Source organism: Caballeronia calidae (assembly GCF_900044055.2).
Lineage (GTDB): Bacteria > Pseudomonadota > Gammaproteobacteria > Burkholderiales > Burkholderiaceae > Caballeronia > Caballeronia calidae.
In genome coordinates, this window is the sequence record NZ_FCOX02000012.1 from 64,188 (window position 1) to 89,406 (window position 25,219).

24 protein-coding genes are annotated in these 25,219 nt (G+C 64.6%); 13 read left to right on the forward strand and 11 right to left on the reverse strand.

From position 1 onward, the window contains the following. Positions 1-67 precede the first annotated feature (67 nt). Together AWB78_RS13670 and AWB78_RS49305 are read right to left on the reverse strand one after the other, a co-directional pair. Complete coding sequence (locus AWB78_RS13670; RefSeq protein ID WP_062605129.1) at positions 68-619, reverse strand: NADPH-dependent FMN reductase; 552 nt, start codon at positions 617-619, stop codon at positions 68-70. Between the two features lie 332 nt (positions 620-951). Further along, on the reverse strand, positions 952-1,086 hold the full coding sequence (locus AWB78_RS49305) for a hypothetical protein (protein WP_269768930.1): 135 nt from the start codon (positions 1,084-1,086) through the stop codon (positions 952-954). Between the two features lie 280 nt (positions 1,087-1,366). On the opposite strand from AWB78_RS49305, the gene AWB78_RS13675 reads away from it, so the two are divergent. Then, complete coding sequence (locus tag AWB78_RS13675) at positions 1,367-1,609, forward strand: DUF4148 domain-containing protein (protein WP_062605130.1); 243 nt, start codon at positions 1,367-1,369, stop codon at positions 1,607-1,609. A gap of 111 nt (positions 1,610-1,720) precedes the next feature. On the opposite strand, the gene AWB78_RS13680 is transcribed toward AWB78_RS13675, so the two are convergent. Further along, entirely contained in the window at positions 1,721-2,719 is a 999-nt protein-coding gene (locus AWB78_RS13680) for an AEC family transporter (RefSeq protein ID WP_232477703.1), read from the reverse strand. 514 nt (positions 2,720-3,233) lie between these two features. Between AWB78_RS13680 and AWB78_RS13685 the strand changes: the two genes are divergently transcribed. Then, positions 3,234-3,803 (forward strand): lipocalin family protein, encoded by a 570-nt coding sequence (locus AWB78_RS13685; RefSeq protein WP_062605131.1) that lies wholly within the window; start codon positions 3,234-3,236, stop codon positions 3,801-3,803. Between the two features lie 12 nt (positions 3,804-3,815). Here AWB78_RS13685 and AWB78_RS13690 read toward each other — a convergent pair whose 3' ends face one another. Both AWB78_RS13690 and AWB78_RS13695 read right to left on the reverse strand, forming a co-directional pair. Then, a complete protein-coding gene (locus tag AWB78_RS13690) occupies positions 3,816-4,067 on the reverse strand; it encodes a hypothetical protein (RefSeq protein ID WP_062605221.1) in 252 nt (83 codons plus the stop codon). A gap of 105 nt (positions 4,068-4,172) precedes the next feature. After that, positions 4,173-5,627, reverse strand: a complete 1,455-nt coding sequence (locus AWB78_RS13695) for a sigma-54 interaction domain-containing protein (RefSeq protein ID WP_062605132.1) — start codon at positions 5,625-5,627, stop codon at positions 4,173-4,175. A 308-nt stretch (positions 5,628-5,935) separates the two neighbouring features. Between AWB78_RS13695 and AWB78_RS13700 the strand changes: the two genes are divergently transcribed. The 4 genes from AWB78_RS13700 to AWB78_RS13715 all read left to right on the forward strand — a co-directional run bounded on the left by AWB78_RS13700 (position 5,936) and on the right by AWB78_RS13715 (position 11,075). Then, complete coding sequence (locus AWB78_RS13700; RefSeq protein ID WP_062605133.1) at positions 5,936-7,336, forward strand: GntP family permease; 1,401 nt, start codon at positions 5,936-5,938, stop codon at positions 7,334-7,336. Positions 7,337-8,275: 939 nt separating this feature from the next. Next, positions 8,276-9,070 carry a 3-hydroxybutyrate dehydrogenase gene (locus AWB78_RS13705; protein ID WP_062605134.1) on the forward strand — a complete coding sequence of 265 codons (795 nt, stop codon included), beginning with the start codon at positions 8,276-8,278 and terminating at the stop codon, positions 9,068-9,070. Between the two features lie 154 nt (positions 9,071-9,224). Next, positions 9,225-10,787 carry a methyl-accepting chemotaxis protein gene (locus AWB78_RS13710; protein WP_062605135.1) on the forward strand — a complete coding sequence of 521 codons (1,563 nt, stop codon included), beginning with the start codon at positions 9,225-9,227 and terminating at the stop codon, positions 10,785-10,787. A 54-nt stretch (positions 10,788-10,841) separates the two neighbouring features. Beyond that, positions 10,842-11,075: a hypothetical protein gene (locus tag AWB78_RS13715; protein ID WP_062605136.1), complete on the forward strand. Its 234-nt coding sequence runs from the start codon at positions 10,842-10,844 to the stop codon at positions 11,073-11,075. Positions 11,076-11,102: 27 nt separating this feature from the next. Here the strand turns inward: AWB78_RS13715 and AWB78_RS13720 are convergent, their stop codons facing one another. Further along, entirely contained in the window at positions 11,103-13,103 is a 2,001-nt protein-coding gene (locus tag AWB78_RS13720; RefSeq protein ID WP_062605137.1) for an AI-2E family transporter, read from the reverse strand. 323 nt (positions 13,104-13,426) lie between these two features. On the opposite strand from AWB78_RS13720, the gene AWB78_RS13725 reads away from it, so the two are divergent. From AWB78_RS13725 to zwf, 6 genes are all read left to right on the forward strand, one after another. Further along, positions 13,427-13,609, forward strand: coding sequence for a DUF1289 domain-containing protein (locus tag AWB78_RS13725; protein WP_062605138.1), 183 nt, complete (start codon positions 13,427-13,429; stop codon positions 13,607-13,609). A 102-nt stretch (positions 13,610-13,711) separates the two neighbouring features. Next, a complete protein-coding gene (locus tag AWB78_RS13730; RefSeq protein ID WP_096031781.1) occupies positions 13,712-14,008 on the forward strand; it encodes a hypothetical protein in 297 nt (98 codons plus the stop codon). A gap of 160 nt (positions 14,009-14,168) precedes the next feature. After that, positions 14,169-14,789, forward strand: coding sequence for a glutathione S-transferase family protein (locus AWB78_RS13735; protein WP_062605139.1), 621 nt, complete (start codon positions 14,169-14,171; stop codon positions 14,787-14,789). Positions 14,790-14,860: 71 nt separating this feature from the next. Beyond that, the gene (locus tag AWB78_RS13740) at positions 14,861-16,948 is read left to right on the forward strand and encodes a 2Fe-2S iron-sulfur cluster-binding protein (protein WP_062605140.1); all 2,088 of its coding nucleotides are present in this window, start codon (positions 14,861-14,863) and stop codon (positions 16,946-16,948) included. Between the two features lie 91 nt (positions 16,949-17,039). After that, positions 17,040-17,939, forward strand: coding sequence for a LysR family transcriptional regulator (locus AWB78_RS13745; protein ID WP_062605141.1), 900 nt, complete (start codon positions 17,040-17,042; stop codon positions 17,937-17,939). Between the two features lie 175 nt (positions 17,940-18,114). Next, complete coding sequence (gene zwf, locus AWB78_RS13750) at positions 18,115-19,590, forward strand: glucose-6-phosphate dehydrogenase (RefSeq protein WP_062605142.1); 1,476 nt, start codon at positions 18,115-18,117, stop codon at positions 19,588-19,590. 15 nt (positions 19,591-19,605) lie between these two features. Here zwf and AWB78_RS13755 read toward each other — a convergent pair whose 3' ends face one another. Both AWB78_RS13755 and AWB78_RS13760 read right to left on the reverse strand, forming a co-directional pair. After that, positions 19,606-20,898, reverse strand: a complete 1,293-nt coding sequence (locus AWB78_RS13755) for an FUSC family protein (RefSeq protein WP_062605143.1) — start codon at positions 20,896-20,898, stop codon at positions 19,606-19,608. 88 nt (positions 20,899-20,986) lie between these two features. Beyond that, positions 20,987-21,625, reverse strand: a complete 639-nt coding sequence (locus AWB78_RS13760; protein WP_062605223.1) for a LysE family translocator — start codon at positions 21,623-21,625, stop codon at positions 20,987-20,989. 183 nt (positions 21,626-21,808) lie between these two features. On the opposite strand from AWB78_RS13760, the gene wrbA reads away from it, so the two are divergent. After that, positions 21,809-22,411: an NAD(P)H:quinone oxidoreductase gene (wrbA, locus tag AWB78_RS13765; RefSeq protein ID WP_062605224.1), complete on the forward strand. Its 603-nt coding sequence runs from the start codon at positions 21,809-21,811 to the stop codon at positions 22,409-22,411. 10 nt (positions 22,412-22,421) lie between these two features. Here the strand turns inward: wrbA and AWB78_RS13770 are convergent, their stop codons facing one another. Genes AWB78_RS13770 through AWB78_RS13780 form a run of 3 tightly spaced genes read right to left on the reverse strand, consistent with a single transcriptional unit; the run spans position 22,422 to position 25,008 of the window. Further along, entirely contained in the window at positions 22,422-24,038 is a 1,617-nt protein-coding gene (locus AWB78_RS13770) for an alkaline phosphatase D family protein (RefSeq protein ID WP_062605144.1), read from the reverse strand. Then, a complete protein-coding gene (locus AWB78_RS13775) occupies positions 23,996-24,586 on the reverse strand; it encodes a universal stress protein (protein ID WP_062605145.1) in 591 nt (196 codons plus the stop codon). Before AWB78_RS13775 ends, AWB78_RS13770 begins: the two co-directional genes overlap by 43 nt. A 32-nt stretch (positions 24,587-24,618) precedes the next feature. Further along, positions 24,619-25,008, reverse strand: a complete 390-nt coding sequence (locus tag AWB78_RS13780; RefSeq protein WP_062605146.1) for a hypothetical protein — start codon at positions 25,006-25,008, stop codon at positions 24,619-24,621. Positions 25,009-25,219: the final 211 nt, after the last annotated feature.

Consider the following 25,219-nt stretch of genomic DNA (forward strand, 5'->3'; position numbering starts at 1 on the left):
AAAACAGCAGCACGCAACGCATACGGCCCGCTCGCGCGGGCCGTTTTTATGTGCGAAAGGTGAGCGCTTATGCCGCCCGGTCGCGCACCCAGGCGACGTATTTGTCCATGAAGGTCTGCAGGTACTTGCGCGTGTCCTCGCTCACGATGTTCCCGTTCGCGTCGATCCGCTTTTCGTCGTGCTTGATATACATCTCGGGCTGGTTCATCAGCACGATATCCAGATACGCGCACACGCCGCGCAGATGCGATTGCGCGATCGCCGTGCCGATCGCGCCCACCGACGTACCGATGATCGCGCCCGGCTTGCCGCCCCACGCGCTGTGCCCCCACGGCCGCGAGCCCCAGTCGAGCGCGTTTTTCAGCACGCCCGGGATCGAGCGGTTGTATTCCGGCGTGACGATCAGCAGGCCGTTCGCATCGGCGATCTTCTGCTTCAACGTGCGCGCGGCTTCGGGAAAGTCGCTGTCGTAATCCTGGCTATAGAGCGGCAGGCTGCCGATGTCGAGAAACTCGAAGGAAAAATCGCTCGGCGCAAGCGACACGAGCGCATGCGCGAGCTGCTTGTTGAACGAATCGCGCCGCAGGCTTCCGACGACAACCGCGATCTTTAAGGCCATGACAACTTCCCCCGTGCAAGGATGAAAAGGTGGATGACCCGGACGATGAACCCGGTCCGGAGCGCCGTCCATGAGACGACGCGCGTGCACATGATAGAGGCATCGAGGGGAAATCGTCTTCCATTCCGGCGATATCAACGCGCCTATTTTTGCGATGAATTGAGCAATCTACTTCCAGCCGCGACGCCATGGGGTTTCCGGCCGGCTATCCCCATGTTTATCCACAGAATCTGTGGATAACTCTTGGGTAAGCGCAATTCTGTTTAGTTTTTGATTCGTATACGAAACAAGACGCCCGCGAAGTGGGCGCCTTGCGTCGTTAAGGGGCGATTTTACTGGCCGAAGAACACGTTGCATTGCGAAGCCGGACCCTGGCAGGTCGATGGCTGCGTTTCAGCCGCCTGAGCCCCGCCGATACTGGCGGACAGCACCAACGATGCAATCAAAGTCGCGAGAATGCGCTTCATGAGATCCTCCCGTTCGATTTATTTGCCCGATCGCGTTCGATCGATGATTCAACTGTAACTATGGAGGATTCGCATAAAAAGCAGGGCGATGGCAAGACGTTATTGCGAATATCGTAATAATATCGCTGTTAAACCAGCTCTTACTTGTCAGCCGCGCGCCCGTATTCCACCACTCTCGACAACAATGTGTTGGTTCAATCGGTATTTTTGGCCAATAGGTTTCCTTCTAGACTGCTCCTCGAGCGTCGGCCTGACGCAAAACGCATCCAGGAGGTGTCCCATGAAAAACACGCTGATCGGCGGTCTGGTTCTGTCCGCGCTTCTCGCCACCGCGCCCGCCTTCGCTCAATCGACGTTCGAGGGCAAATCGCGCGCTGAAGTCAAGGCGGAACTCGCGAGCGCCCGTCGCGCGGGCGATCTCGATGCCATCAATTCGCTGAGCTATCCGCAACTGCGCCCGTATCAGGAACGCCACGCGCAAATGCACGCCGCCGACATGCGCGACGGCGGCAGCGCCCGGTAATCAGCAGCATTCCCGAAGAATCAGAGGCAGCAGTCTGAACTGGCCCTCCTCCACCGTCGAACAGAAGGTGGTTTCGCCCGACGCGCCCGCGCCGGGCGTTTTTTTGCGCGCTCAAAGCATCACGGTCAGGCAGAACGTGACCGTGACGAGCGATACCACCGTCGAGAAGAGAATCGTGCTCGACGTCACGCCGCCGTCGCGCCGATAAAACTCCGCGAGCATGAACGGGCCGGTGCCGGTCGGCAGCGCGCTCAGGATCACCGCGGATTTCGCCCAGAGCGGCGGCAGGCCGAATACGTGGAACGCGAGCCACCAGGTCAGCAACGGCTGCGCGAGCAGCTTGAGACTCACGAGCGCGCTCGTCGTCCTCATGTCGTGTGCCTCGCCCTTCGCGCCGAGAAAGAGCCCGAGCGCGACGAGCGCGACGAGCGCGACGAGCGCGCATGGGCTCGCCGCACCGCCCAGCAGCTTGAGCAGCGCCTGTGCGCCCTCCGGCACATGCGCGCCCGAGCCGCTCAACAGCGCGCCCGCAAGCGGCGCGATCAGCAGCGGATTCTTTACGAGCGATTTGGCCACATGCCCGAGCGTCGCCGCGATGTGCTTCTCGGTCTGCAGCCCGAGCTCGATCAACACGATCGCAACGGCGAACAGCACGCACACGGTGATGATCGTCGCGATCACGGCGGGCGCGAGACTTTCCTTGCCGAATGCCAGCAGACAGAGCGGTATCCCGACGAAGCCCGTGTTCGGATAAGCGGCGTTGAGTCCGTCGATGCTCGCGTCCGCGAGATGACGCGACTGCATCAGACGCACGATGAGCGTCAGCAGAAAAATCACCGCCGAGCCGATGCCGAAAGCAGCGATGAACGCGGGTTGATCGAGCATGCTCCACGGCGTCTTCGCCATGATGTCGAAGAGCAGCGCGGGCAGCGCGAGATAGACGACGAACCGATTCAGCTCGGATACGGCGGCCGGCCCCAGCTTGTTCAGCTTGCGGCATGCGTAGCCCGCGAAGATGAGGCCGAAGACCGGCAGGATGATCGTGAAGAGCGGAGTGAGCAGCGAAGGCAGAGACGCGAATGCGTGAGGCAGAAAGACCGGCGAAGGCATGATGCAGCTGCTTGGAGCGTGAGAGGGAAAGAGCGAGAGGATACTCGCAGTCGAAAAAGGTGAGGCGATTCGGGAGCGGCTCGACGGTGAGCGGCGCCATGCGCGCACCGCTCACTCTTCGTCGGTTCATCGGGATCGCGAAGCAATGCAGCGATCTCGATCAGACCGTTAAGTGGCCGATGCAACCCTTTGTTCCGCAACGTATTTGCTATTCATCGGATTATTGCGCTGCAACAGTCGAGCGTGCGTTCGAACGGTGAGCCGCGCACGTCCGCACGACGGCGCGTTGATGCGCTCCAGCAAAAGGTGAGGCGATACGGGAGTTGGAAGGCGGACGCATCGACGAGCGGTTTTCCCGGAACAAAACTCAGTCGGGACAGGCACTTGCGCGTCTCACCGCATTTTGCACGCGCCGTCGCCCGCACCTTGAGGTGAGAAAGTTCGGGAGCCGATTCAGGCCGGAACGACACTTGCTGCTCCGTCTTCCCTCGCACTACTCGAACACTCAGGCAACATGAAAATCAGAAGACCTTGGGCATATGGCGCCGCGACACTCGCGTTGCTCGGCGGCGTCGCCTCGCTGGTCGCTTATGCATCGAACGGAGCGCGCAAGAGCGGCAACGACAACGTGCCCGAACCGTCGAAGGCCGTCGATCTCGATCGCTATCTCGGCCACTGGCATGAGTTCGCGCGCTACGAGAACCGCTTCGAGCGCAACTGCGAAGCCGTGACCGCGAACTATGCGCGCCGCGAGGACGGGCTCGTCTCCGTGGTCAATGCGTGCAGGCAAGGCGGGCTGACCGGGCCGTATCGTTCGGCGGAAGGACGCGCGAAGATCGTTCCGGGATCGAACGGGACGAAGCTGAAGGTGTCGTTCTTCGGTCCGTTCTATGTCGGCGACTACTGGATCCTCGATCACGCCGACGATTACACGTGGTCCATTGTCGGCGAGCCGAGCGGGCGTTATCTGTGGATTCTGACGCGCGAGGCGAAGCCTTCTTCCGAGCTGCGCCGTTCACTGATCGAGCGCACGCGGGCGCTCGGTTACGACGTCACGATGCTGCGGGAGACGCAGCAAGGCTGATCTCGCGCCTTGCTACCCCTTGCACGCGATGAGCAGCGAATTCTGGTTGTTCTCGGTCGACTGCCCGAGCACGTCATAGCCGCTCGGACAAAGCACTTTCGCGTTATCGGTGCAGTTGCGCCAGCCGCCATACGCGGGGCACTGGACCTGCTGCGTGGGACGTCCATCGGCGGAGAAAAGCGGCGGCGCGCTGCTGCATCCGGCAAGCGCCCACGCGCAGCCCGCGAACATGACCGAAAGGCCGATCGCCCGGCCGAGTTTCATCCCGCGTTTCATCCGATACCCCTTTGATTCTTGGTCGTTATTTTCGATGTCGGGAGTATGCCACGCGAAGCTTTCGCGCCGGTTTGGCCTGTTCGCGAAAGGGCGTCAGACGGCAATCCCCAGCGCGGCGATTTTCTTGTACAGCGTCGCCCGCCCGATGCCGATCTTCTCCGCCGCATCGGCGACGCGTCCGCCGCTCGCGCGCAGTGCGTCGGAGAGAAAGCGTCGTTCGAAATCGGCCATCGCGTCGGCATACGACAGGTTCGTAGGACCGCCGGCTTCCTGCGCGGCCGGCTCCGCCTGCGCCGCGAGCGCGACACGCCCCGCGTCGATGAACGCGCTCAGCGCGCGGGCATCGATATGCTCGCTTTCCGAGAGCATCAGCGCGCGCTCGAGCGTGTTGCGCAACTCGCGCACGTTGCCCGGCCACGAATAGGCCATGAGCAGCCGCAGCGCATCCTTGTGCAGCACGAAATGGCTCACGTGCCCCGGACGCGCGTCGCCCGACAGGTCTTCCAGAATCGAATACGCGAGCGCCTCGATATCGGCGAGACGCTCGCGCAGCGGCGGCGCGTGGATCGTCAGCACATTCAGGCGATAGAACAGGTCCGCGCGAAAGCGTCCCGCCGCGACGAGCGCGGGCAGATCGGCGGACGTCGCGGCGATGATCCGCACATCCGCGCGCACGATGCGGTTCGAGCCGAGCGGCTCGAACTCCTTGTCCTGCAACACGCGCAGCAGCTTGCCCTGCAGCGGCAGCGGCATGTCGCCGATTTCGTCGAGGAAGAGCGTGCCGCCGTCGGCCAGCTCGAACTTGCCGACGCGACCTTTGCGCTCCGCGCCGGTGTACGCGCCCGGCGCCGCGCCGAAGAATTCGACTTCGAGCAGCGTGTCCGGAATCGCGGCGACGTTGACGGTCACGAGCGGCTTGCCCGCGCGCGTCGATGCGCCGTGGATCGCGTGCGCGAGCAGCTCCTTGCCGGTGCCGGTTTCGCCGAGCAGCAGCACGGGCGAATCGACGAGCGCCGCGCGCCGCGCCTGGCGTTTCGCTTCGAGACTGACCGGACTCGTGCCGACGAAGCTCGAAAACGTGTACTTCGCGCGCCGCGCCTGCGCGAGCGACTGGCGCGTCGCGATCAGCTCCTGCTGCACGCGCGAGTAATGCGCGAAGAGCGGCGTGAGCGCCTTCATCTCGTCGAAGAGCGCGAAGCCGATCGCGCCGATGGTCGCGCCCGACTCGTCCTTGAGCGGCAGACGCGTGACCACGAGGGGTTCGCGGCCGGTTTCCAGCACGTCGAGCAGGATCGGCTTGCCCGTCGCGACGACTTCGCGCATCAGGCTGTTCGGAATCACCGCTTCGCAGTCGAGCCCGATCGCGTCGAGCGGATCGGAGAAGCCGAAGCGCGCCGCGTAGCGCTTGTTGATCCACACGACGCGTGCGTCCGCATCGACGATGAACGTGCCTTCGCTCAGATTCTCGAAGGTCTTGAAAAGCGATTCCATCGCGCGGCGCATCACGTCGCTGTAGTCCGCGGGGACGTTGATCCAGTCGTTGCGCATGGCGCCCTGTGTCTCCGATATCTCTTATTCGAGACGGACTATCTCAATTTTGAGACACGCCGGCTATCCGCATCTGCACTGATTTTCAGACGGCGATTGGCGCTGCGCGGCGCATCCGCGCGTCTCGATTTCGAGACATCAGGCTGAAACGTTACGATGTCATGCTTGCCCGATGCCCGCCCCGCCTTGGTTTCAGCGTCCTGGCATGAAAGCTGCGTTTCGCCGCGCGGCGCGTACCCGCGCATCGGATGCGCTTCCAGAAGAAGCGCGCACTACGTTTCAAAGAACAAACCACTCACGGAGACTCAATGTCGTTCATCATCGTGCTCGCCGCCCTGGCGTTCCTGATGCTCGCCGCCTACCGCGGCTACAGCGTCATTCTTTTCGCGCCGATCGCGGCGCTGGCGGCGGTCCTGCTCACCGACCCCGCCGCCGTCGCGCCGGTGTTCTCCGGCATCTTCATGGAGAAGATGGTCGGCTTCGTGAAGCTTTACTTCCCTGTGTTTCTGCTCGGCGCGGTGTTCGGCAAGGTGATCGAGCTGTCGGGCTTCTCCGAGTCGATCGTCGCCGCGGCGATCCGGTACATCGGCAAGTCGCGCGTGAATGCGGTGATCGTCGCGGTGTGCGCGTTGCTCACCTATGGCGGCGTGTCGCTGTTCGTGGTCGTGTTCGCGGTGTATCCGTTCGCGGCGGAGATGTATCGCCAGAGCAATATTCCGAAGCGCCTGATGCCGGGCGCGATTGCGCTGGGCGCGTTCTCGTTCACGATGGATTCGCTGCCGGGCACGCCGCAGATCCAGAACATCATTCCGACGACGTTCTTCAAGACGACCGGCTGGGCCGCGCCGTGGCTCGGCGTGATCGGGTCGTTGTTCATCATCGCGGTGGGTCTGACGTTCCTCGAATGGCGCCGCCGCTCGACGATGGCCAAGGGCGAAGGCTACGGCACGTCGCTCGTGAACGAGCCGGAGCGTGTGGAATCGACGTCGCTGCCGAACCCGGTGCTCGCGATTGCGCCGCTGATTCTCGTCGGCGTTGCGAACTTCGTGCTGACGAAGTGGATTCCGACGTGGTACGGCGCGAGCTACACGGTGCCGCCGGAAGTGCTGCCGGGCGTGCATGCGCCGGTTACGACGGCGGTGAAGACCGTCGTCGCGATCTGGGCCGTCGAAGGGGCGCTGCTGCTCGGCATCGTGCTCGTTTTGCTGACGGCGTTCTCGCGTGTGAAGGAGCGGTTTGCGGTCGGCACGCGTGCGGCCGTCGCGGGCGCGTTGCTCGCGGCGATGAACACCGCGTCCGAGTATGGCTTCGGCGGTGTGATCGCGGCTTTGCCGGGGTTTCTCGTGGTCAGCGATGCGCTGAAGAGCATTCCGAATCCGCTCGTCAATGCGGCTATTTCGGTGAGTTCGCTGGCGGGGATTACGGGTTCTGCGTCGGGGGGTATGAGTATCGCGCTCGCCGCGATGTCCGATACTTTTATCGCCGGGGCGCAGGCGGCGCATATTCCGCTCGAAGTGCTGCATCGGGTTGTGGCTATGGCCTCCGGCGGCATGGATACGTTGCCGCATAACGGCGCGGTCATCACGCTGCTCGCGGTGACGGGGCTTACTCATCGGGAGTCTTATCGCGATATCTTCGCTGTTACCGTCATTAAGACGTTGGCCGTGTTCTTTGTTATCGCCGTGTATTACTTGACTGGGATTGTTTGAGGGTTCTTTCCTCGCCGACGTGGAATTCCGGTTTCGCGTCGGTCTCTTCCTTTTTGCTTGCGCCGGCCGGCGTGGAATCCTGTTTTCGTGTCGGTCTCTTCCTTTTTGCTTCCGCCGGCCGGCGTGGAATCCTGTTTTCGTGTCGGTCTATTAGCACTGCCCCTGTGCGGGGCGGCAGTCACTTTCTTTGCTGCTGCAAAGAAAGTAACCAAAGAAACAGCTTTCCCCAGCCTAAGCACTTCAGGCCGGCCGCGGCACAGAAGATTGCACGTGGTCCAGCAGTAGCGAGTGCCCTCATAGGCCTAACCGGGCTTGGATCGCGCACGGTCTGACAAGCTAGAAGTTATAGCGCGCTGGTTCAGCACCAAATAGCTCCGGCACAGCGCTACGCGCTGCCGTTGGGTCTGCAAGGGAAACCAACGGAAGGCAAATGCAGTGAGATGGAAGCGTTAGTAAAGATGCACGCGCATCCCCGATGGACCGGTCGGCCGCGAAGCGGGCCGGAGCTATTTGGCGCCTTACCAATCAGTTGAGTGGTGCGATGTGGCAGACCGTGCGCGATCCAAGCCCCGTGAGTTTTGTGAGGGCACTCGCTACTGCCGGACCACAGCCGTTCTTCTGTGCCGGGGCCGGCATGAAGTACTTTGGATGGGGATAGCTGTTTCTTTGGTTACTTTCTTTGCAGCAGCAAAGAAAGTGACTGCCGCCCCGCACAGGGGCAGTGCTAATAGACCGACACGAAAACAGGATTTCACGCACGCACGCGCCCGAGAATAAACCAGGCGGCTACCGCCCCGCACAGGGGCAACGCAAATAGACCGACGCGAAATCAGGAAGTCCATAGAAGCGAAAGCAAAACAAACCCTAATTTACGCACAACAACCCGCCCTTCCAAACTCCGCAGAACGCCAACAAAACCTGAAGGAAAAAAACCCGCCCATGACTCAAACCGCATTGAACAAATCCCTCGCCGGGAAAACGGCGCTAGTAACCGGCTCGACGAGCGGAATCGGTTTAGCGATCGCCACCTCGCTGGCCCACGCCGGCGCGAACCTCGTGCTAAACGGCTTCGGCGACATCGACGGCGCGTTGAAGCAAATCGAGGCCACCGGCGTGAAAGCCGCGCATCATCCCGCCGACATGACCAAGCCCGAAGAAATCGAAGCGATGATCTCGTTCGCGAACGACACCTTCGGCGCCGTCGATATCCTCGTGAACAACGCAGGCATCCAGCACGTCGCGACCATCGACGAATTCCCGGTCGATCGCTGGGACGCGATCATCGCGATCAATCTGAGCTCGGCGTTCCACACGATGCGTGTCGCGCTGCCGCAGATGCGCGGGCGCAACTGGGGCCGCGTGATCAACATCGCATCGGTGCACGGGCTCGTCGGCTCGGCGGGCAAATCGGCCTATGTCGCCGCGAAGCACGGCATCCTCGGCCTGACGAAGGTCGCGGCGCTCGAAAACGCCCGCACCGGCGTGACCATCAACGCGATCTGCCCGGGCTTCGTGCTCACGCCGCTCGTGCAGAAACAGATCGAAGACCTCGCCGCCCGCGATTCGCTCTCGCCCGACGCCGCACGCGCCAAACTGCTCGGCGACAAGCAGCCGTCCGCGCAGTTCGTGACGGCGCAGCAGATCGGCGACATGGCCGTCTTCCTCTGCTCCGACGCCGCAAGCGAAATGCGCGGCTCGGCGCTGCAGATCGACGGCGGATGGAGCGCGCAGTAAGCAAAGCGCCCTATCGGCGACATTCCGCCGCACTTGAGCGTTTCATTCGCATTCCCCTAAAGATCGTGGGGACAAAGGCCGTTATGTCCTTGTAATTCGAAGCGCGCCGCCCGTCGTCCGGGCGGCGCGCGCATCGGAAGAGAACAAGGACATCATGCGCAACAACCAGCCCGTCACCCAGCAAGAGTTCGATTACCCCGCCTCGGAGATGCTCGTCTCCGCGACCGATCTCTCCGGCAACATCCAGTACTGCAATCCGGCGTTCGTCTCAGTGTCCGGCTTCTCGCGCGAGGCGCTGATTGGGCAGCCGCACAACGTCATCCGTCATCCCGACATGCCGCGCGAAGCCTTCGCCGATCTCTGGTCGACGGTCCGCGCCGGCCGCTCGTGGACCGCGCTCGTGAAAAACCGCCGCAAGAACGGCGACCATTACTGGGTGCGCGCGAACGTGACGCCCGTGATGGAGCACGGCAAGGTCGTCGGCTATCTCTCCGTGCGCGTGAAACCGACGCGCGAGGAAGTGCGCGAAGCGAGCGCGCTGTATGCGCAGATGAAGGCGGGCAACGCGCCGCACAGGCTCGTGCGCGGCGCGCTCGTGAAGGGCGGTCTCGCGGGCCGGCTCGCCGCGCTTGCGCACATGCCGGTGAGCGCGCGCTGCGGCGCAGCCTTCGCCGCCGTGCCCGTCGCGACGCTGATCGCGGGCCTCGTCGGCTGGCGCGGCGCGCCGCCGCTTTCCTTCTGGTGCGCGTTCGGCGCGAGCGCGGCAGTGAGCTTCGCGGCGTGGCTCGCGCTGTCGCGTCAGGTGGATGCCCCCGTGCGCACGATGTCCGGCTTCGCGGCGCGCATGGCCGCGGGCGATCTGACCGTCGAGATGCCCGATATCGCCCGCCGCGACGATCTCGGCGACGTGCAGCGCGCGCTCGGCCAGTTGAAGGCGAATCTCGCGGCGATCGTGTTCGACGTGCGCGGCCAGATCGGCGGCATGCTCGACGCCGCAAACGAGATTTCGAGCGGCAACACGGACCTGTCGCGCCGCACGGAGATGCAGGCGGCCTCGCTCGAACAGACCGCCGCGACGATGGACCAGCTGACCACGACCGTCCAGGGCAACGCCGACGCCACCGTGCGCGCGCTGGAGCTCGTGAAGGAAGCGCAGGCCGCGGCCGACGACGGCGGGCGCATCGCGAGCCAGGTCGAGCAGACGATGGCGGGCATCACGGCGGCGTCGCGGCGCATCGCGGACATCACCGATGTCATCGACGGCATCGCATTCCAGACCAATATTCTCGCGCTGAACGCGGCGGTCGAAGCGGCGCGCGCGGGCGAGGCCGGCCGCTCGTTCGCGGTCGTCGCGACCGAAGTGCGCAACCTGGCGCAGCGCTGCGCGGCATCGGCGAAGGAAATCGAAGGCGTGGTGGCGACGAGCGTCGCGCAGATCGCGGAAGGCACGAACCTCGTCTCGCGCACGACGAGCCAGATGCGCGCGATCGACGAAGCCGTGAACCGCGTATCGACGATCATCATGGAGGTCGCGAAGGCGAGCGGCGAGCAGGCCGACGGCATCGCGCAGGTGAATCAGGCGGTCGCGCATCTCGACGACTCGACCCAGCAGAACGCCGCGCTCGTCGAGCAGGCGGCGGCCACCGCGCAGCGCCTCGCGGAACGCGCCGTGGTGCTCGACGAAGCCGTGCGCCTCTTTACCGTGGCGAAGGCTTAGGAAAGCGCGCATCGCTTGGTACTATCGGAGCATTGCCAACGAGGAGTGTCTCCGATGACCGCTGAGAACAATCGCGCGGAAGAAGCGCGAGCGATGGAACGTATCGTCAACGCGACGCGCCAGGTTCAGTCCGCCTTTCTCGCGCTGCAGAAGCAGTTTCCGCCCGAAGGCGACGGCCGCCCGTCGCAGATGGCGCTGCAGACCTTCGACGCCGCGCTTCAGGAACTCGAAGACGCGCAGGCGGCCTTCGACACCATGCTCAACGATCTGTTCGACGGCAACCGCTGACGCGCCGCGTCCGGCATCACGCCGGCTTCACGCATTGCGCAGCTCGGGCACGTCTTCCTGCGGGCCGCTCAGCGCGGCTTCGCTGCCCGTGTCGGTCAGGCCCGCCCACGGCACGCCGTCGGTGGATTGACGGCGCGCGGCGGCCACGCACGCCTCCACCAGTTCCTTGAACGACACCGCCGCCGAACTCGTGCGCACGAGCACTTCACCTTGCAGCGGGCTTTCGGGAAACACCAGTCCGACGATCAGTTCCGCCGATGGCGCCCGCTGATGCAGACGCCGCAGCAGATTGCGCAGATACGGCGGCGACTCGGCCGCATCGAACGACACCACGCAGATGATCGACACGCCCGCGAGATCGACTTCGCCGAAGCGCCCGCGCGAGAAGCGCTCATAGCCCGCGAAGTCCGCGTGAAGGCCGTGCTTGCGAAAGAGCTGAACGGCGATGGTCGCGGCGAGATCGTCCAGCTCGCTTCGCCCCGCGATGCACAGCACCGATGCGGTATGCCCTTCCTTCTCGGCATCGAAGCGCGCGGGCGGCATCTCGGGCGCGAGCTTCGATGCTTCGTCCGACGACTCGAAGCTCGCGGGCAATTCTTCCTTCGGCGTGACGGTGACGGCCGTGTCTTCCGCATCCTCCAGCCCTTCGATGATGTCGAGCGCCGACTCGTTGATGCGCCGCAACTGGTCCGCCGTCACGACGCCGCGCAGCACGTCGTTGTGGGCGTAGCGCAGGCCTTCGAGCGCGACTTCGTCGTAGTAGGCGATCAGCGAGCGCTCCTTCAGCAGTGTCTCGGCCTGCACGAGCGCTTCGTCGGGATCGTTGGCGAGCAGGCGCTGATAGAAGTTTTCGGCGGGCGTGAGCGCGGGCCTGTCGCCGAACAGCACGTCGAGAAATTCGAGGCGGTCGACGTGACGGCCGAGAATCACGAGGCACAGCGTGAGCGGCGTCGAAAGCACGAGGCCGATCGGCCCCCAGATCCAGCTCCAGAAGATCGCCGCGACGATCACCGCGAACGGCGACAGCCCCGTGCTGTGTCCATAGAGCAGCGGCTCGACGACCTGACCGGCCACGATATCCGTCACGCCGAAGAGCACGATGGTCCACACGAGCATCGCCCAGCCCGGCCCGACCGCCGCCGCGAACACGACCGCGATGATCGCCGCGATCCACGTCCCGACATAGGGCACGAAGCGCAGCAGCGCGGTCATCACGCCGAACAGCAACGCGCCCGGCACGCCGATGATCACGAGCCCGATCGAAATGACGATGCCCACGCCCACGTTGATGCCGAGTTGCGCGAGAAAGTAGCGCGACAGGCGCCGCGCGGCCTCGTCCATCGCGGTGGTCGCGCGATGCAGATCGCGCGAGCCGAAGAGGCGGATCAGCCGGTCGCGCAAATCCTCGCGCTGCAAAAGGATGAACACCGCGACCACGAGCACGATGCCCGTGGTTTCCAGCGGGCTGATGACCGGCGACAGAAAGCGCTGCGCGAGCTCCAGCGGCGTCGGCGTGGGCTGGTGCACTTCGACGGGCATCGGCTGATCGATCGGCGATGCCGCCGGGTTGTCCTCGTTCTTCGGCTCCTGCTCGCGCGCGGGCGACAGGCGCTTCAGCGCACGCGATGCGCGGCCCAGAAACTCGTCGGCGCGGCCGACGGTCATCTTCTGCACGGTGTCGATCTTGCGCTCGACCGCGACCTGATATTTCGGCAGATCGCCCGCGAGCTGCGCGACCTGCGCGCCGATCAGCGCGCCGACGGCCGTCAGCACGGAAAGCGCGATCACCACCGCGACGATCACCGACGGCACCTGTCCGAAGCGCAAGCGGCGCAGAAAGTCGACGAAAGGCGCGAGCAAAAAGCTCAACAGAATCGCGAGGATGATCGGAATCATCACCGCGCGCCCGAAGTACAGCGCGCATATGACGACGACGCCCGTCACCAGCGACGCCAGCGCGCGCACGCCGGGCGTTTCGGGCGGCAGGATCTTTGCGGGTGGCCGGCGCGGCCCGGGTGCTTGCGGCATGGGTAACGGCTCGCTTTCAGGATGAAGTCGCGCGGCGCACGGCATGCCGTGGCACGGCCGGCTTGATTGCGGGAGCAAGGAACGATCAAGCAAGGCACGTGCCGTCGCGAACGTGCGGATCGCGCCTGGGGTGAGGCTATTCGGGAGCCGAATTCTACTTCATCGCCACAACGGTGAGGAGATTCGGGAGCGATGATTGCGCAGCGCGATCGGTGGTCTATGGGCGTCATCGAGACAATCAGTTGGATGCGCGGGCACGGCGCGTGCGAAATTGTCGATCCCGCATCAAAGGCTCACACCGCAGCCGTTCACGGAAAAACATCATGGGAGTGGAGTCACCCTGCATCAACATCTGCAAGTTCGACGAGAAGACCGGCTTCTGCATCGGCTGCCTGCGCACCAGGGACGAGTGCAAGCAATGGAAGAAGATGAAGGACAAGCATCGCGTTCGCATCATCGATGAAAGGCCGAAGCGCAAGGCGAAACTCAGGAAGCACGGGAAGTAGGCATCGCGAAAGGACAAATGCTGGACTGGTCGGCGTCAGGGTGATGCGCCTCCCACGCCGCGCGCGGACTACACTGAATTGGGCTTTGCAGGGAGTTCAGCCATGAAAGTGACCGCATTGGTTTTGGCATCGGCCTTCGTTTCGACGTCCGCTTTCGCGCAATTGCATCCGAGCGTCGAAACTGACATGTACGCGCCGCAAAACAGCACGAAGCTCATGCCGAACGCACCGCTCGGCAGTCAGTATCCGACGCACGGCAACGCGCAAGCCGGCGAACTCAATCTCAATCCGAGCGATCCGCGCGCTCAACTCGTCAACGGCCTGCCGAACAACGCGAACAGCGGCGGCTACGGCTCGCCGCTCGCGGGCAACAAGGCGAATGTGCCTCGCGGCGAATGAAGACAACGTGAGATAAAGGCCCATAATCGCGCTCACCGTTCTCGTTTCGAGAACAGTTAATTTAAATTCCCTGCCATTCCGCTTTTTCGCGCAAGAACCCATACTTGATTCACACGACGGGAACCTCTCCCGCCGACACGATCAACCAAGGGAACTTGCCATGAAGCTTTACTACCATCCGCTGTCCGGCCATGCGCACCGCGCACTTCTGTTCCTCAATGTGCTTGCGATCGACCATGAAGAAGCATTCGTCGATCTCGCGGCGGCCGAGCACAAGACGCCCGAGTACCTCAAGCTGAACTGCTTCGGGCAGGTTCCCGTGCTCGTCGATGGCGACACCGTGATCGCCGATTCGAACGCGATTCTTGTCTATCTCGCCAAAAAATCCGGCGATACGACATGGCTGCCCGAAACGCCCGCCGAAGCCGCCGCGGTGCAGCGCTGGCTGTCGGTCGCGGCGGGCCAGATCGCGTTCGGCCCGGCGGCCGCGCGTCTCATCACCGTGTTCGGCGCGAAGTTCAATGCGGAGGAAGTCATCGCCCGCGCGCACAACGTGCTCAAGGTGATCGATTCGGAACTCGCGAACCGCGACTGGATCGCCGATATCGGCAGCACGCATCCGACCATCGCGGATATCGCGCTCTACAGCTACATCGCGAGCGCGCCCGAAGGCAACGTCGATCTCTCCGCTTACGCGAACGTGAATGCGTGGCTGAAGCGCGTCGAAGCGCTGCCCGGCTTCGTTCCGTTCCAAAAGACGGCCGCGGGTCTCGCGGCGTAAAGTGAGCGCGGCGGCTGCGCGCTTTTCACCTTGCGCCCTGCCGCCGCGCCTGAACCGAAGAGGCATCGATCATGTCCGCTTCCGCGCTTTCCACTGTTCCGCCCGTCGCCGCGCCCGCGCCGTGGCATCGCGGCGAAATCGCCATTCAAAAGGCCTTCGGCGTCGATGAGCGCATGGACGGCGTCGGGCGGCGCGTCGTGCGCGATTACATGCCGGATCAGCATCGCCAGTTCTTCGCGCAACTGCCGTTCATCGTGGCGGGCGCGGTCGACGAACACGGCGATCCGTGGGCGACGCTCTTCGCCGGGCATCCCGGCTTCATGCATACGCCCGATGCGAAGACGCTGTCGATGCGCCGCGCGCGCGATCCGCTCGATCCCGCCGACGCCGGCATGCACGACGGCGCGTCGATCGGACTGCTCGGCATCGAGCTGCACACGCGGCGGCGCAATCGCATGAACGGCGTGATCCGTCGCGATGGCGCGAGCGTGGAATTCGACGTGGCCGTCGAGCAGAGCTACGGCAATTGCCCGCAGTACATCCAGTTGCGCGATTTCGAGTTCGTGCGCGATCCGGCCGCGCCCTCGCCCGTTTCGCCGGTCACGCCCGGCGCGCTTTCGCCGCGCGCGAAGGCGATGATCGCGGCCGCGGACGCCTTCTTCGTCGCGTCGTATTTCGATGGCGAGGACGGGCATCGGCAAGTGGACGTGTCGCATCGCGGCGGCAAGCCGGGCTTCGTGCGGCAGTCGGACGACGGCTCGCTCACCATTCCCGATTTCGCGGGCAATCTCTTCTTCAACACGCTCGGCAACATCCTCGTGAACGGCCGCGCGGGACTCGTGTTCGCGGACTTCGAAACGGGCGATATGCTGCAGCTCGCGGGCGAGGCCGAAGTGCTGCTCGATTCGCCCGAAACCGCCGCGTTCCAGGGCGCGGAACGTCTGTGGCGCTTCACGCCGCGCCGCATCGTGTATCGCGCCGATGCGCTGCCCTTGCGATGGAAGGCGCGCAGCGACGGCGCATCGCCGAACTCGCTGATGACCGGCGACTGGCACGAAGCCGCCGAGCGCATGAAGGCCGCCGCGCTCGCGAACGCATGGCGCACGTTCCGCGTGAGCCGGATCGTCGACGAAAGCGATGCGATCCGCTCGTTCCATCTCGAACCCGCCGATGGCGCGGGCATCGTGCCGCACAAGGCCGGACAGCATCTGCCGATTCGCGTCACGCTGCCGGGCGAGACGAAGCCGCAGATCCGCACGTACACGCTGTCGGCGGCGCCATCGGATGGCGTGTATCGCATCAGCGTGAAGCGCGATGGCCGCGTGTCCGCGCATTTGCACGACACGCTGAAGGCAGGCGACGCGATCGAAGCGCGCGCGCCCGCGGGCGATTTCACGATCGATCCGTTCGAGCGCCGTCCCGCCGTGCTGATGGCGGCGGGGGTCGGCATCACGCCGATGCTCGCGATGCTGCGGCACGTCGTCTATGAAGGCTTGCGCAAGCGCCGCGTGCGTCCGGTATGGATGATCGTGTCGGCGCATTCGCTCGCGAGCCGCGCGTTCGCGCAGGAAATCGATGCGCTCGCGCAAAGCGCGGGCGGCGCGGTGAACGTGATCCGCGTGCTGAGCGACACGAACGGCGCGCGGCTCGCGCGCGACTACGACGCATCGGGGCGCATCGATATCGATCTGCTGACGAGCCGTCTGCCCTTCAACGACTACGATTTCTATCTGTGCGGGCCGGGCGCGTTCATGCAGACCATCTACGACGGCCTGCGCGCGCTCAACGTTTCTGATGCGCGCATCCACGCGGAGGCGTTCGGTCCATCGGCGCTGAAGCGCACAGCCGATCGCGGCGCGGACGTGAAGCCGATGCGCCCCGCCGCGACGGAACCGGTGAAGATCGAATTCCTGAAGTCGGGCGCGAATGCGCAGTGGAAGCCGGGCAGCGGCACGTTGCTCGAACTGGCAGAAGCGAGCGGCCTTTCGCCGGAATTCAACTGCCGAGGTGGCACGTGCGGGACTTGCAGGACGCGCATCGTGCAGGGCGCGGTGTCGTATGAAAGCGAGCCGGCGTTCCACGTAGCCGACGACGAAGCGCTGATCTGCTGCGCGATGCCCGCCGCGGACGAAAGCGGCAGGCTCGAACTGGAGTTGTGATGTCCCGTTGAAGCGGTTGCGGATTGTGCGTGGCGCGCATATCCCCGAGAATGCACGGCATCTTTCAAGCTTGCATGCCTCGTGCTTTCCCATGGACCGTTTACAGGCAATGACGACCTTCGTCACGGTGGTCGAAACCGGCGGCTTCGCGTCCGCCGCGCGCAAGCTCGATGTCTCGCCTTCCGTCGTGAGCCGCGTCGTGACGGAACTCGAGGAGCACCTCGGCGTGCGCCTCCTCACGCGCACGACGCGCGTCGTGCGTCTCACCGACGCGGGCAGCGGTTATTTCGAGGACTGCCGCCGCATCCTCGGCGAAGTCGAGACCGCCGAGCTCTCCGCGACGGGCACGCATTCATCGCCGCGCGGCCTGCTGTCGATCACCGCGCCGGTGATGTTCGGCCGGCTGCACGTCACGCCCATCGTGCTCGACTATCTGCACCGCTATCCCGAAGCCGATGCAAGCTGCTGGTTCGTCGACCGCGTCGTGAATCTCGTCGATGAAGGCATCGACGTGGCGGTGCGCATCGCGCAATTGCCGGACTCGTCGTTGCAGGCGATCAACGTCGGACGCGTGCGGCGCGTGCTGTGCGCATCGCCCGCGTATCTGGCGAAGCACGGCACGCCGCGCCATCCGGACGAGCTCGCGGCGCATGTGATCATCGCGTCGACGGGCTCGTCGTCGCCGCCGGAATGGCGTCTGCACGACGGCGAGCGGCAATTTCTCGTGCGCACGCATCCGCGCTTCACGACGACCACCAACGATTCGGCCATCGCCGCCGCGCTCGCGGATTTCGGCATCGCGCGGCTCATGTCCTATCAGGCCGCGCAGCATGTGAGCGAAGGCCGCCTCGTCGTGGTGTTGCGCGAATTCGAGCCGCCGCCCTTGCCGATTCATCTCGTGCATCGCGAAGGCCGTCATGTGACGCAGAAGGTGCGCGCGTTTCTCGATCTCGCCGTGTCGACACTGCGCGCCGACGAATCGTTGCGCTGATCGCGCTAAACACGCGCGCCGCCGGGGAAAATCCGTCGATCGGAGGCCGAATCGAACGCCCGCTTGACACGTCCGCCGTGCAAAATGCCGGCAAAACATGCAACATAGCTGTCTCGAACGATCGCTCCGATCGCCGCGCTTTCGGCTTTTCTGAACCTTTACCGGCTCACGCACCATGACGAATCCAACTTCTCCCGTGAACGACCGCCCGCTCGACATGATCATCTTCGGCGGCGGCGGAGACCTGGCGGCGCGCAAGCTGCTGCCGGCGCTCTACATGGCGCACACGCACTGCAACCTGCCCGCCGACACGCGCATTCTCGCCATCGGCCGCAAGGACTGGACGCGCGAGGATTACCTGAAGAACTTCATGGAAGAGCAGTCGCGTCCGTTCATCGACGCGAAGGCCTTCGATGCGCAGTCGTGGGACAAATTCCTTGCGCTCTTCGATTACGTGCGCGTCGATGTCGAAAACCCGGGCGACTTTCAACGTCTCGCGCAAGCCGTGCGTCCGGGCTCGCAGCGCGTGATCTATCTGTCGACGTCGCCCGAGCTCTTCGTGACCATCTGCGACAACCTCGACAACGCCGGCATCCTCGACGAGCACGCGCGCGTCGTGCTGGAAAAGCCGCTGGGCCACGATCTCGCCTCCGCGGTGGCGATCAACAATGCGGTCGGCAAGCACTTCAAGGAAGAGCAGATCTATCGCATCGACCATTATCTCGGCAAGGAAACCGTGCAGAACCTGATGGTGCTGCGCTTCGGCAATGCGATCTTCGGGCCGCTATGGCAGGCGCCGTATATCAAGAGCGTGCAGATCACGGTGTCGGAGACGGTGGGCGTCGGCAGCCGCGCGGGCTTTTACGATCACACCGGCGCGCTGCGCGACATGGTGCAGAACCACTTGCTGCAACTGCTGTGCATCGTCGCGATGGAGCCGCCCGTGTCGCTCGATCCCGACGCCGTGCGCGACGAGAAGCTGAAGGTGCTGAAATCGCTTCGGCCGATGACGGTCGCTGATATCGCGCGCGATACCGTGCGCGGCCAGTACACGGCGGGCGCGGTCGGCGGCGAGGCGGTGAAGGGTTATCTGGAGGAACAGAACGTGCCGGCCGACAGCCGCGCGGAAACCTTCGTCGCGTTGCGCGCGCATATCAACAACTGGCGCTGGGCCAATGTGCCGTTCTTCCTGCGCACGGGCAAGCGCATGCAGAATCGCCGCTCGGAGATCGTCATCGACTTCGCGGATCTGCCGTTCTCGATCATCCCCGATGGGCCGCGTCACTACGGCAACCGGCTCACCATCACATTGCAGCCCGAAGAATCCATCCAGTTGCAGATGATGGCGAAGGAGCCGGGCAGCGGCATGCACATGCAGCCGGTGACGCTCAATCTGGATCTGCAGCAGGCCATGACGCAGCGGCGCGCGGAGGCGTATGAGCGCTTGCTGATCGATGTGATTCGCGGCAGGCTCACGCACTTCATGCGTCGCGACGAGTTGGAAGCGGCGTGGACGTGGGTCGAGCCGATCCTCAACGGATGGAAGGAACTGGGCGACCGGCCGCGTGGCTACACGGCAGGCACGTTCGGTCCGGCGGCGTCGAGCGCGTTGATGGCGCGCGAGAATCTGGCCTGGGCGGAAGAGGCTTGATGCGCTGAGCCGATATCACCGCATCGCGGCGTGGGGCGCTCGTTTCGAAGCCCACGCCGCGCCCGCCACCATCACCCCCGACAGCACCACGATCCCGCCGAGAATTCCCACGAGCCGCATCAGCGCGGGCATCGGGTCCGACGACCAATGGTGATCCTGCACGAACACCATGATGAACGCGATGCTGAACTGCCGACCGACATAGCTCGCGCCTTGCGTCCCCGTCTGCACATGACAGCCGATCCACACGCCCGCGCATAGCGCGATCATGCAGGCGAACGGGTTGTCGCCGAGTACGGGCAAGAGCGCGAGACTCACCGCGCCCGCGAGCAGGCAGCCGAGGAAGCGCTGAATCATGCGTTCGGCGACCGGCATGTGCGTCGGCTTGCCGAGCGCCGACGCGGGCAGGATCAGCACGGCGACCGCCGTCACCATCGCCTGCGCGAAGCCGGGCAGGTTCCACGCATACGCGAGCGATGCCAGGATCATCACCGACCACGCGCTTTGCCACCCGAGACGCTTGCGCATCGCGAGCGCGATCTGCTCCGCGCGCGCGACATGAGACGCGTCCAGCGCCTGCACGGCCCGGGCCGCATCGGACGGCATGACGGTGATGACCGGCGCGTTGGCGCCATCGACGCGATCGACCGTCGATGCCGCCTGCGCACGCGGCACCGGCGCCGCCCCGCGCGACTTGCGATAGTGCTGCAGAGCCGCATGAAACAGCGCCGACACGGCCACGCACGCCACCGTTCCGACGACCACTTCCGCGACGCGCAAGAGCGCGAACGACGCCGTCGCCGCCGCCGACACGAGCCGATGCGCCTCGAAGATCACCATCAGCGACGTCACCGCGCCCAGGACCCACGCATAGCCCGCATCCGAGACGAGCGCGCGATACACCGCCACGCCGGTTATCGCGCCGAGGAGCGGCACGAAGATCCACGGCACGTCGCCGATGACGGGCCCGGCCACCGCGCCGATGATCGCGCCCGCGATCGTGCCGACCACGCGCTGCACGCCGCGTTGCGCGCATGCGGAGAACTTCGACTGCATCACCGCGAAGCCACTGATCGCGGCCCACCAGATGTTGCTCAGGTGGAACGCATAGGCGAGCGCCACGGCGAGCCCGACGGAGAGCATCGCCTGGGTCGCGAAGAGTGCGCGGGCGGGCGTCGGTCTGATCGCGATCAGTTCGCGCCCGAGCGAGACGAATGCATCGCGGACGATATGGACGAGCGCGCCCAGGATTGCGGCGCTGTGCTGCGGAATCGGTGAGGCGCTTCGGGGAGGATCGTCGGTGGGCATCTTCTGGCGATTGATCGGGCGTCTGGCTTGAGCGTAGCCGCCGATCGGCGAGAAGCAAAGCCGAACCGCGCGAGGTGCGGCAAATCCGCTACACGCGCGACGTGAGCAGCCGAAGGCCCGCCGCGCCGAACGCGAGCGCGAGGCACGCATCGAGGCCGCGCTGGATGCGCCTGTAGATGCGCCGCGCCGAGGCCATCGAGAAGAGCGCCGCATAGCCGCCGAACACGCATGCGCCGATGCAGAGACACCCCGCGACGACCACGAGCATATGCCCCGGCCCCTCGCCCGCCGACGATCCGAGCGCCGCCACCGACATCCACACGAGAATCGCCTTCGGATTGGTGAGATGCAACAGCGCGCCGCGCGCATAGAGCTTGCGGCCGCTCTGCCCTTGCGCATCCGTCGCCGACGCGCGCATCGGCGGCTTCAATGCCGCGCGCCCCGATTTGAACGCGAGCCACAGCAGATACAGCCCGCCGCAGATCTTCACGCCGATGAGAAAGCCCGAGTACGCCGTCAGCGCGGCGGAGAGGCCGAGCGCGGCGAGCATCGCCCAGAAGAACGAGCCGGACATCACGCCCGCCGCGAACGCGAACGCCGCGCGCCGGCCCGACGTGCTCGCGATCGACATGATCGCGAGATTGCTCGGCCCGGGACTCGCGGTGCCGACGAAATAAGCCGAATAGGCGATGAGCAGATTCGCGCTGAGCAAGGCGTGGCCGTTCATGGCGATGGCGTCTCCTTTCTGGATTTTCGGCATTGTCGTGCACGCGACGCGCATGCGTCCATGAACGCTTCGCATTGGCTCGGGCAGGCCAGTTCCTTGCGCATCGCTTCGCCAGTGCTATCTTTGAATGCGCGCAAGGAACCGCGCATCTCCATCGGATGCACCCTCACACAAGGACACATCATGGCGAAAGTACTGGTTCTCTATTATTCGATGTACGGCCACGTCGAAACCATGGCGCAGGCCGTTGCCGAAGGCGCGCGTGGCGTAGCGGGTGCCGAGGTGACGCTCAAGCGCGTGCCCGAGACGATTCCCGCCGACCAGGCCGCGAAGATCGGCGTGAAGCAGGACCAGCAGGCGCCCGTCGCCACCATCGACGAACTCGCGGATTACGACGCCATCATCTTCGGCACGCCCACGCGCTTCGGCAACATGGCCGGGCAGATGCGCACCTTCCTCGATCAGACGGGCGGCCTGTGGGTGAAAGGCGCGCTCGTCGGCAAGATCGGCAGCGTGTTTTCATCGACGGCTTCGCAGCACGGCGGACAGGAAACCACCATCACGTCGTTTCACAGCACGCTGCTGCATCACGGCATGGTGATCGTCGGCGTGCCGTATGCGTGCGCGGGACTCACGAACATGAGCGAAATCTCGGGCGGCACGCCTTACGGCGCGACCACGCTCGCGAGCACCGACGGCAGCCGTCAGCCCTCGCAGAACGAGCTCGATATCGCGCGCTATCAGGGCAAGCACGTCGCCGGACTGGCGGCGAAGCTCGCGGGATAGATCCGCCCGCTCACGCCTCGACGTCGAGCTTCACTTCGTAGAGCGACTTGCCGTCGAGGTCATGCAGTGAAACGGTCAACGCGCGGCTCGCGGGATCGATCTTCGCGCGGCCATAGTACTGTTGCAGCGAAGCCGGCGAGCGGTTCTGCGGATTGTCCTTCGGCACACTCACGTAGCGCAATTCGGGGCCGAAGGTCATGTCGAGATCGTTCGGGCCGAACGTGCCCGCGTTGATCGGCCCGCCGACGAATTCCCAGAACGGCTTGAACTCGGTGAACTTCGCGCGCGACGGATCGTAATGCGTCGCCTGCGCGTAGTGCACGTCCGCCGTGATCCACATGACGTTCCTGATGTCCTCCCGCTTGATGAAGCGCAGGATCTCCGCGAGCTCCAGTTCGCGGCCCGAGGGCGCGCCGTTGTCCGCGTTGGCCCAGGCTTCGAAGGTGCCCTTCGGCACATCGGGGTTCGCATCGGGGACGACGAGCGAGATCGGCATGTCGCTCGCGATGACCTTCCACGTCGCGCGCGACGCCTTCAACGATGCCTTCAGCCACGCCGTCTGCTGCGAGCCGAGAAAGGCCGAATCCGCATCGAGACGCGTCTGTCTGTTCGGCGAGTTCGCGCCGCGATATGAACGCTCGTCGAGCATGAACACATCGAGCAGCGGCCCGAACTGGAAGCCGCGATAAACCTGCTCCGGATCGAGCTGATTGATGCGATACGGGTTGTATTCGAACATCGCCTGCTTGGCGCGTGCTTCGAGCAGGTTGATCGAACGCGTCTGATAACGCTTCTCCGCCTCGCCGATGATCTCGCCCGGATACCAGTTGTTGCGCACTTCGTGATCGTCCCATTGCACGAGGAACGGCACTTCGGCGGCGAAACGGCGCTTGTTCTTGTCGAGCTGGTTGTACGCGAATGCCGCACGGTAATCGTCGAGCGTCTGCGCGACATGCGACTTGCCTTCGGTGACGATGTTGGTCCACATCGTGCCGTCGGGCAGACGCACTTCCGGTTCGATCACGCTGTCCGCGTAGATCTGATCGCCCTGATGGATGAAGAAGTCCGGCGACTCGCGGCGCATCGCTTCATAGATGCGATAGCCGCCGAAGCGCTCGTTGATGCCCCAGCCCTGCCCCGCTTCGTCGCCGGAAAAGACGAAGCAGACCGGCTTGTCCGCATCGAGCGATGCGGTGCGCAGGCGTCCCGTCACAGGCTCGCTATACGCCTTGCCATCGACGAGATCCTGAAAGCGCACACGATAGAACACGTCCGCGCCGGGCGGCAAACCGGTCAGATCGACGCGCGCCGTGAAGCCGCTGCTCTCGAGCGCGGCCGGCCCGATGCGCCGCTGAAACGTCTTGAAGCCCTCGCTCGCCGAGTACTCGACGATCATGCGCGCGGGCCGGTCCGTGCGGCTCCAGACGATGCCGCTCGTCGCGGTGACATCGCCGCTCATCACGCCGCCGGGTAGTTGCGGACGCAACTTGTCGGCGGTGACGACGGCGGGCGCGACCCCTTGCGCGAGTGCATCGGCGAGACCCGCGCCCGTGAGCGCGAGCCCCGTGCCGGAGACGAGCCCCTTCAACAACGTGCGACGGGACGGTTTGACGATGCGGTCCGGCATGGCGGGCTTCCTCTAGAGCTATACGGCGGCGCAGGTGTGCGCTGCGTGGAATCGACGATGGTAAAGCGCAACGGTGTCGCTTTTGTTTCAACGGCCGCTTCATTGCCCGCATGATTCGATGCGATCAGCACGCGGCGATTGCTGTGACGGCTCACCGCATCCGAGACGCGCGCTTCCCAGAAGCGCCAGTTCGCGGCCTTCCTGCGGCCGACCACGATGAGGTCCGCATCGAACTCGCGCGCCGCCTGTGCGATCACGCGCGCGAGCGTCATGCCGTTCGGCAGGTCCATCGTCACGCAGGCGCCGTCGACGCTCGATGCGCGTATCGCCTGCAGCGTGCGCTTTTCGACCTGGCGCGCCTGCTCTTCGAGATACTGAAGCGCCGCGCCGCAGTCATACGGCACCGACGATACCGCCCAGAACGGCATGCGGTCCACCACATGAAGCGCCGTGAGGCGCGCATTGCATTCGCGGGCCCGCGCGATGCCGAGCGTGAGCGCGGCATGGCTGAATTCCGGTCCCACCGCTACGAGAATGTGCTTTTGCATGATGTCGTCTCCAGTTGATGTATCACGCGTTTTCAGTGCATGCGCCATGCGCGCTTCACCGCATCGATCACGGCGGCTTCGGTGCAGGTCATGACGCCGTCATCGGCGACGACCGCCGATTCGCAGAGCATGAGCACGTCGCGTCTCATGCGCTCGTCGCGCACTTCGTCCGCGAGCGCCTGCACGACGCGCGCGTCGACACGGCACGCGTCGTCCCAGGTGAGATACGAACATCGCGTGAGGTCTTCGCACACCTCGCGCACGACTTCATGCAGCTCACCCGCGCGAAGTCCGAGCCGCGCATAGAATCCGCGCCGCTCGAGCTGCTCGATTTCGGCGCTGCCGATATGCCCGTCCGCGATCAGCGACATCACGACGATGCGCGCCGCCGCGCGTGGACTGTCCAATGGATAGTGGCGCATGGCTTTTCTCCTCGATGAAACCTCGTCAACGAAAGGCTGCGCGAATGTTTCGATGAGACCGCGCCGCCCTGAATGCTTCGCATCGTAGGGGCGAAGAATGAGCATCGAATGAGCGGGCCATACCCGCACGGTATGGCGTCAGTCCGCAACGGTATTGGACGCGGCGTGCAGGGCTCTCGTACTCTCCGACGGACACAAAAAAAGGAGACAC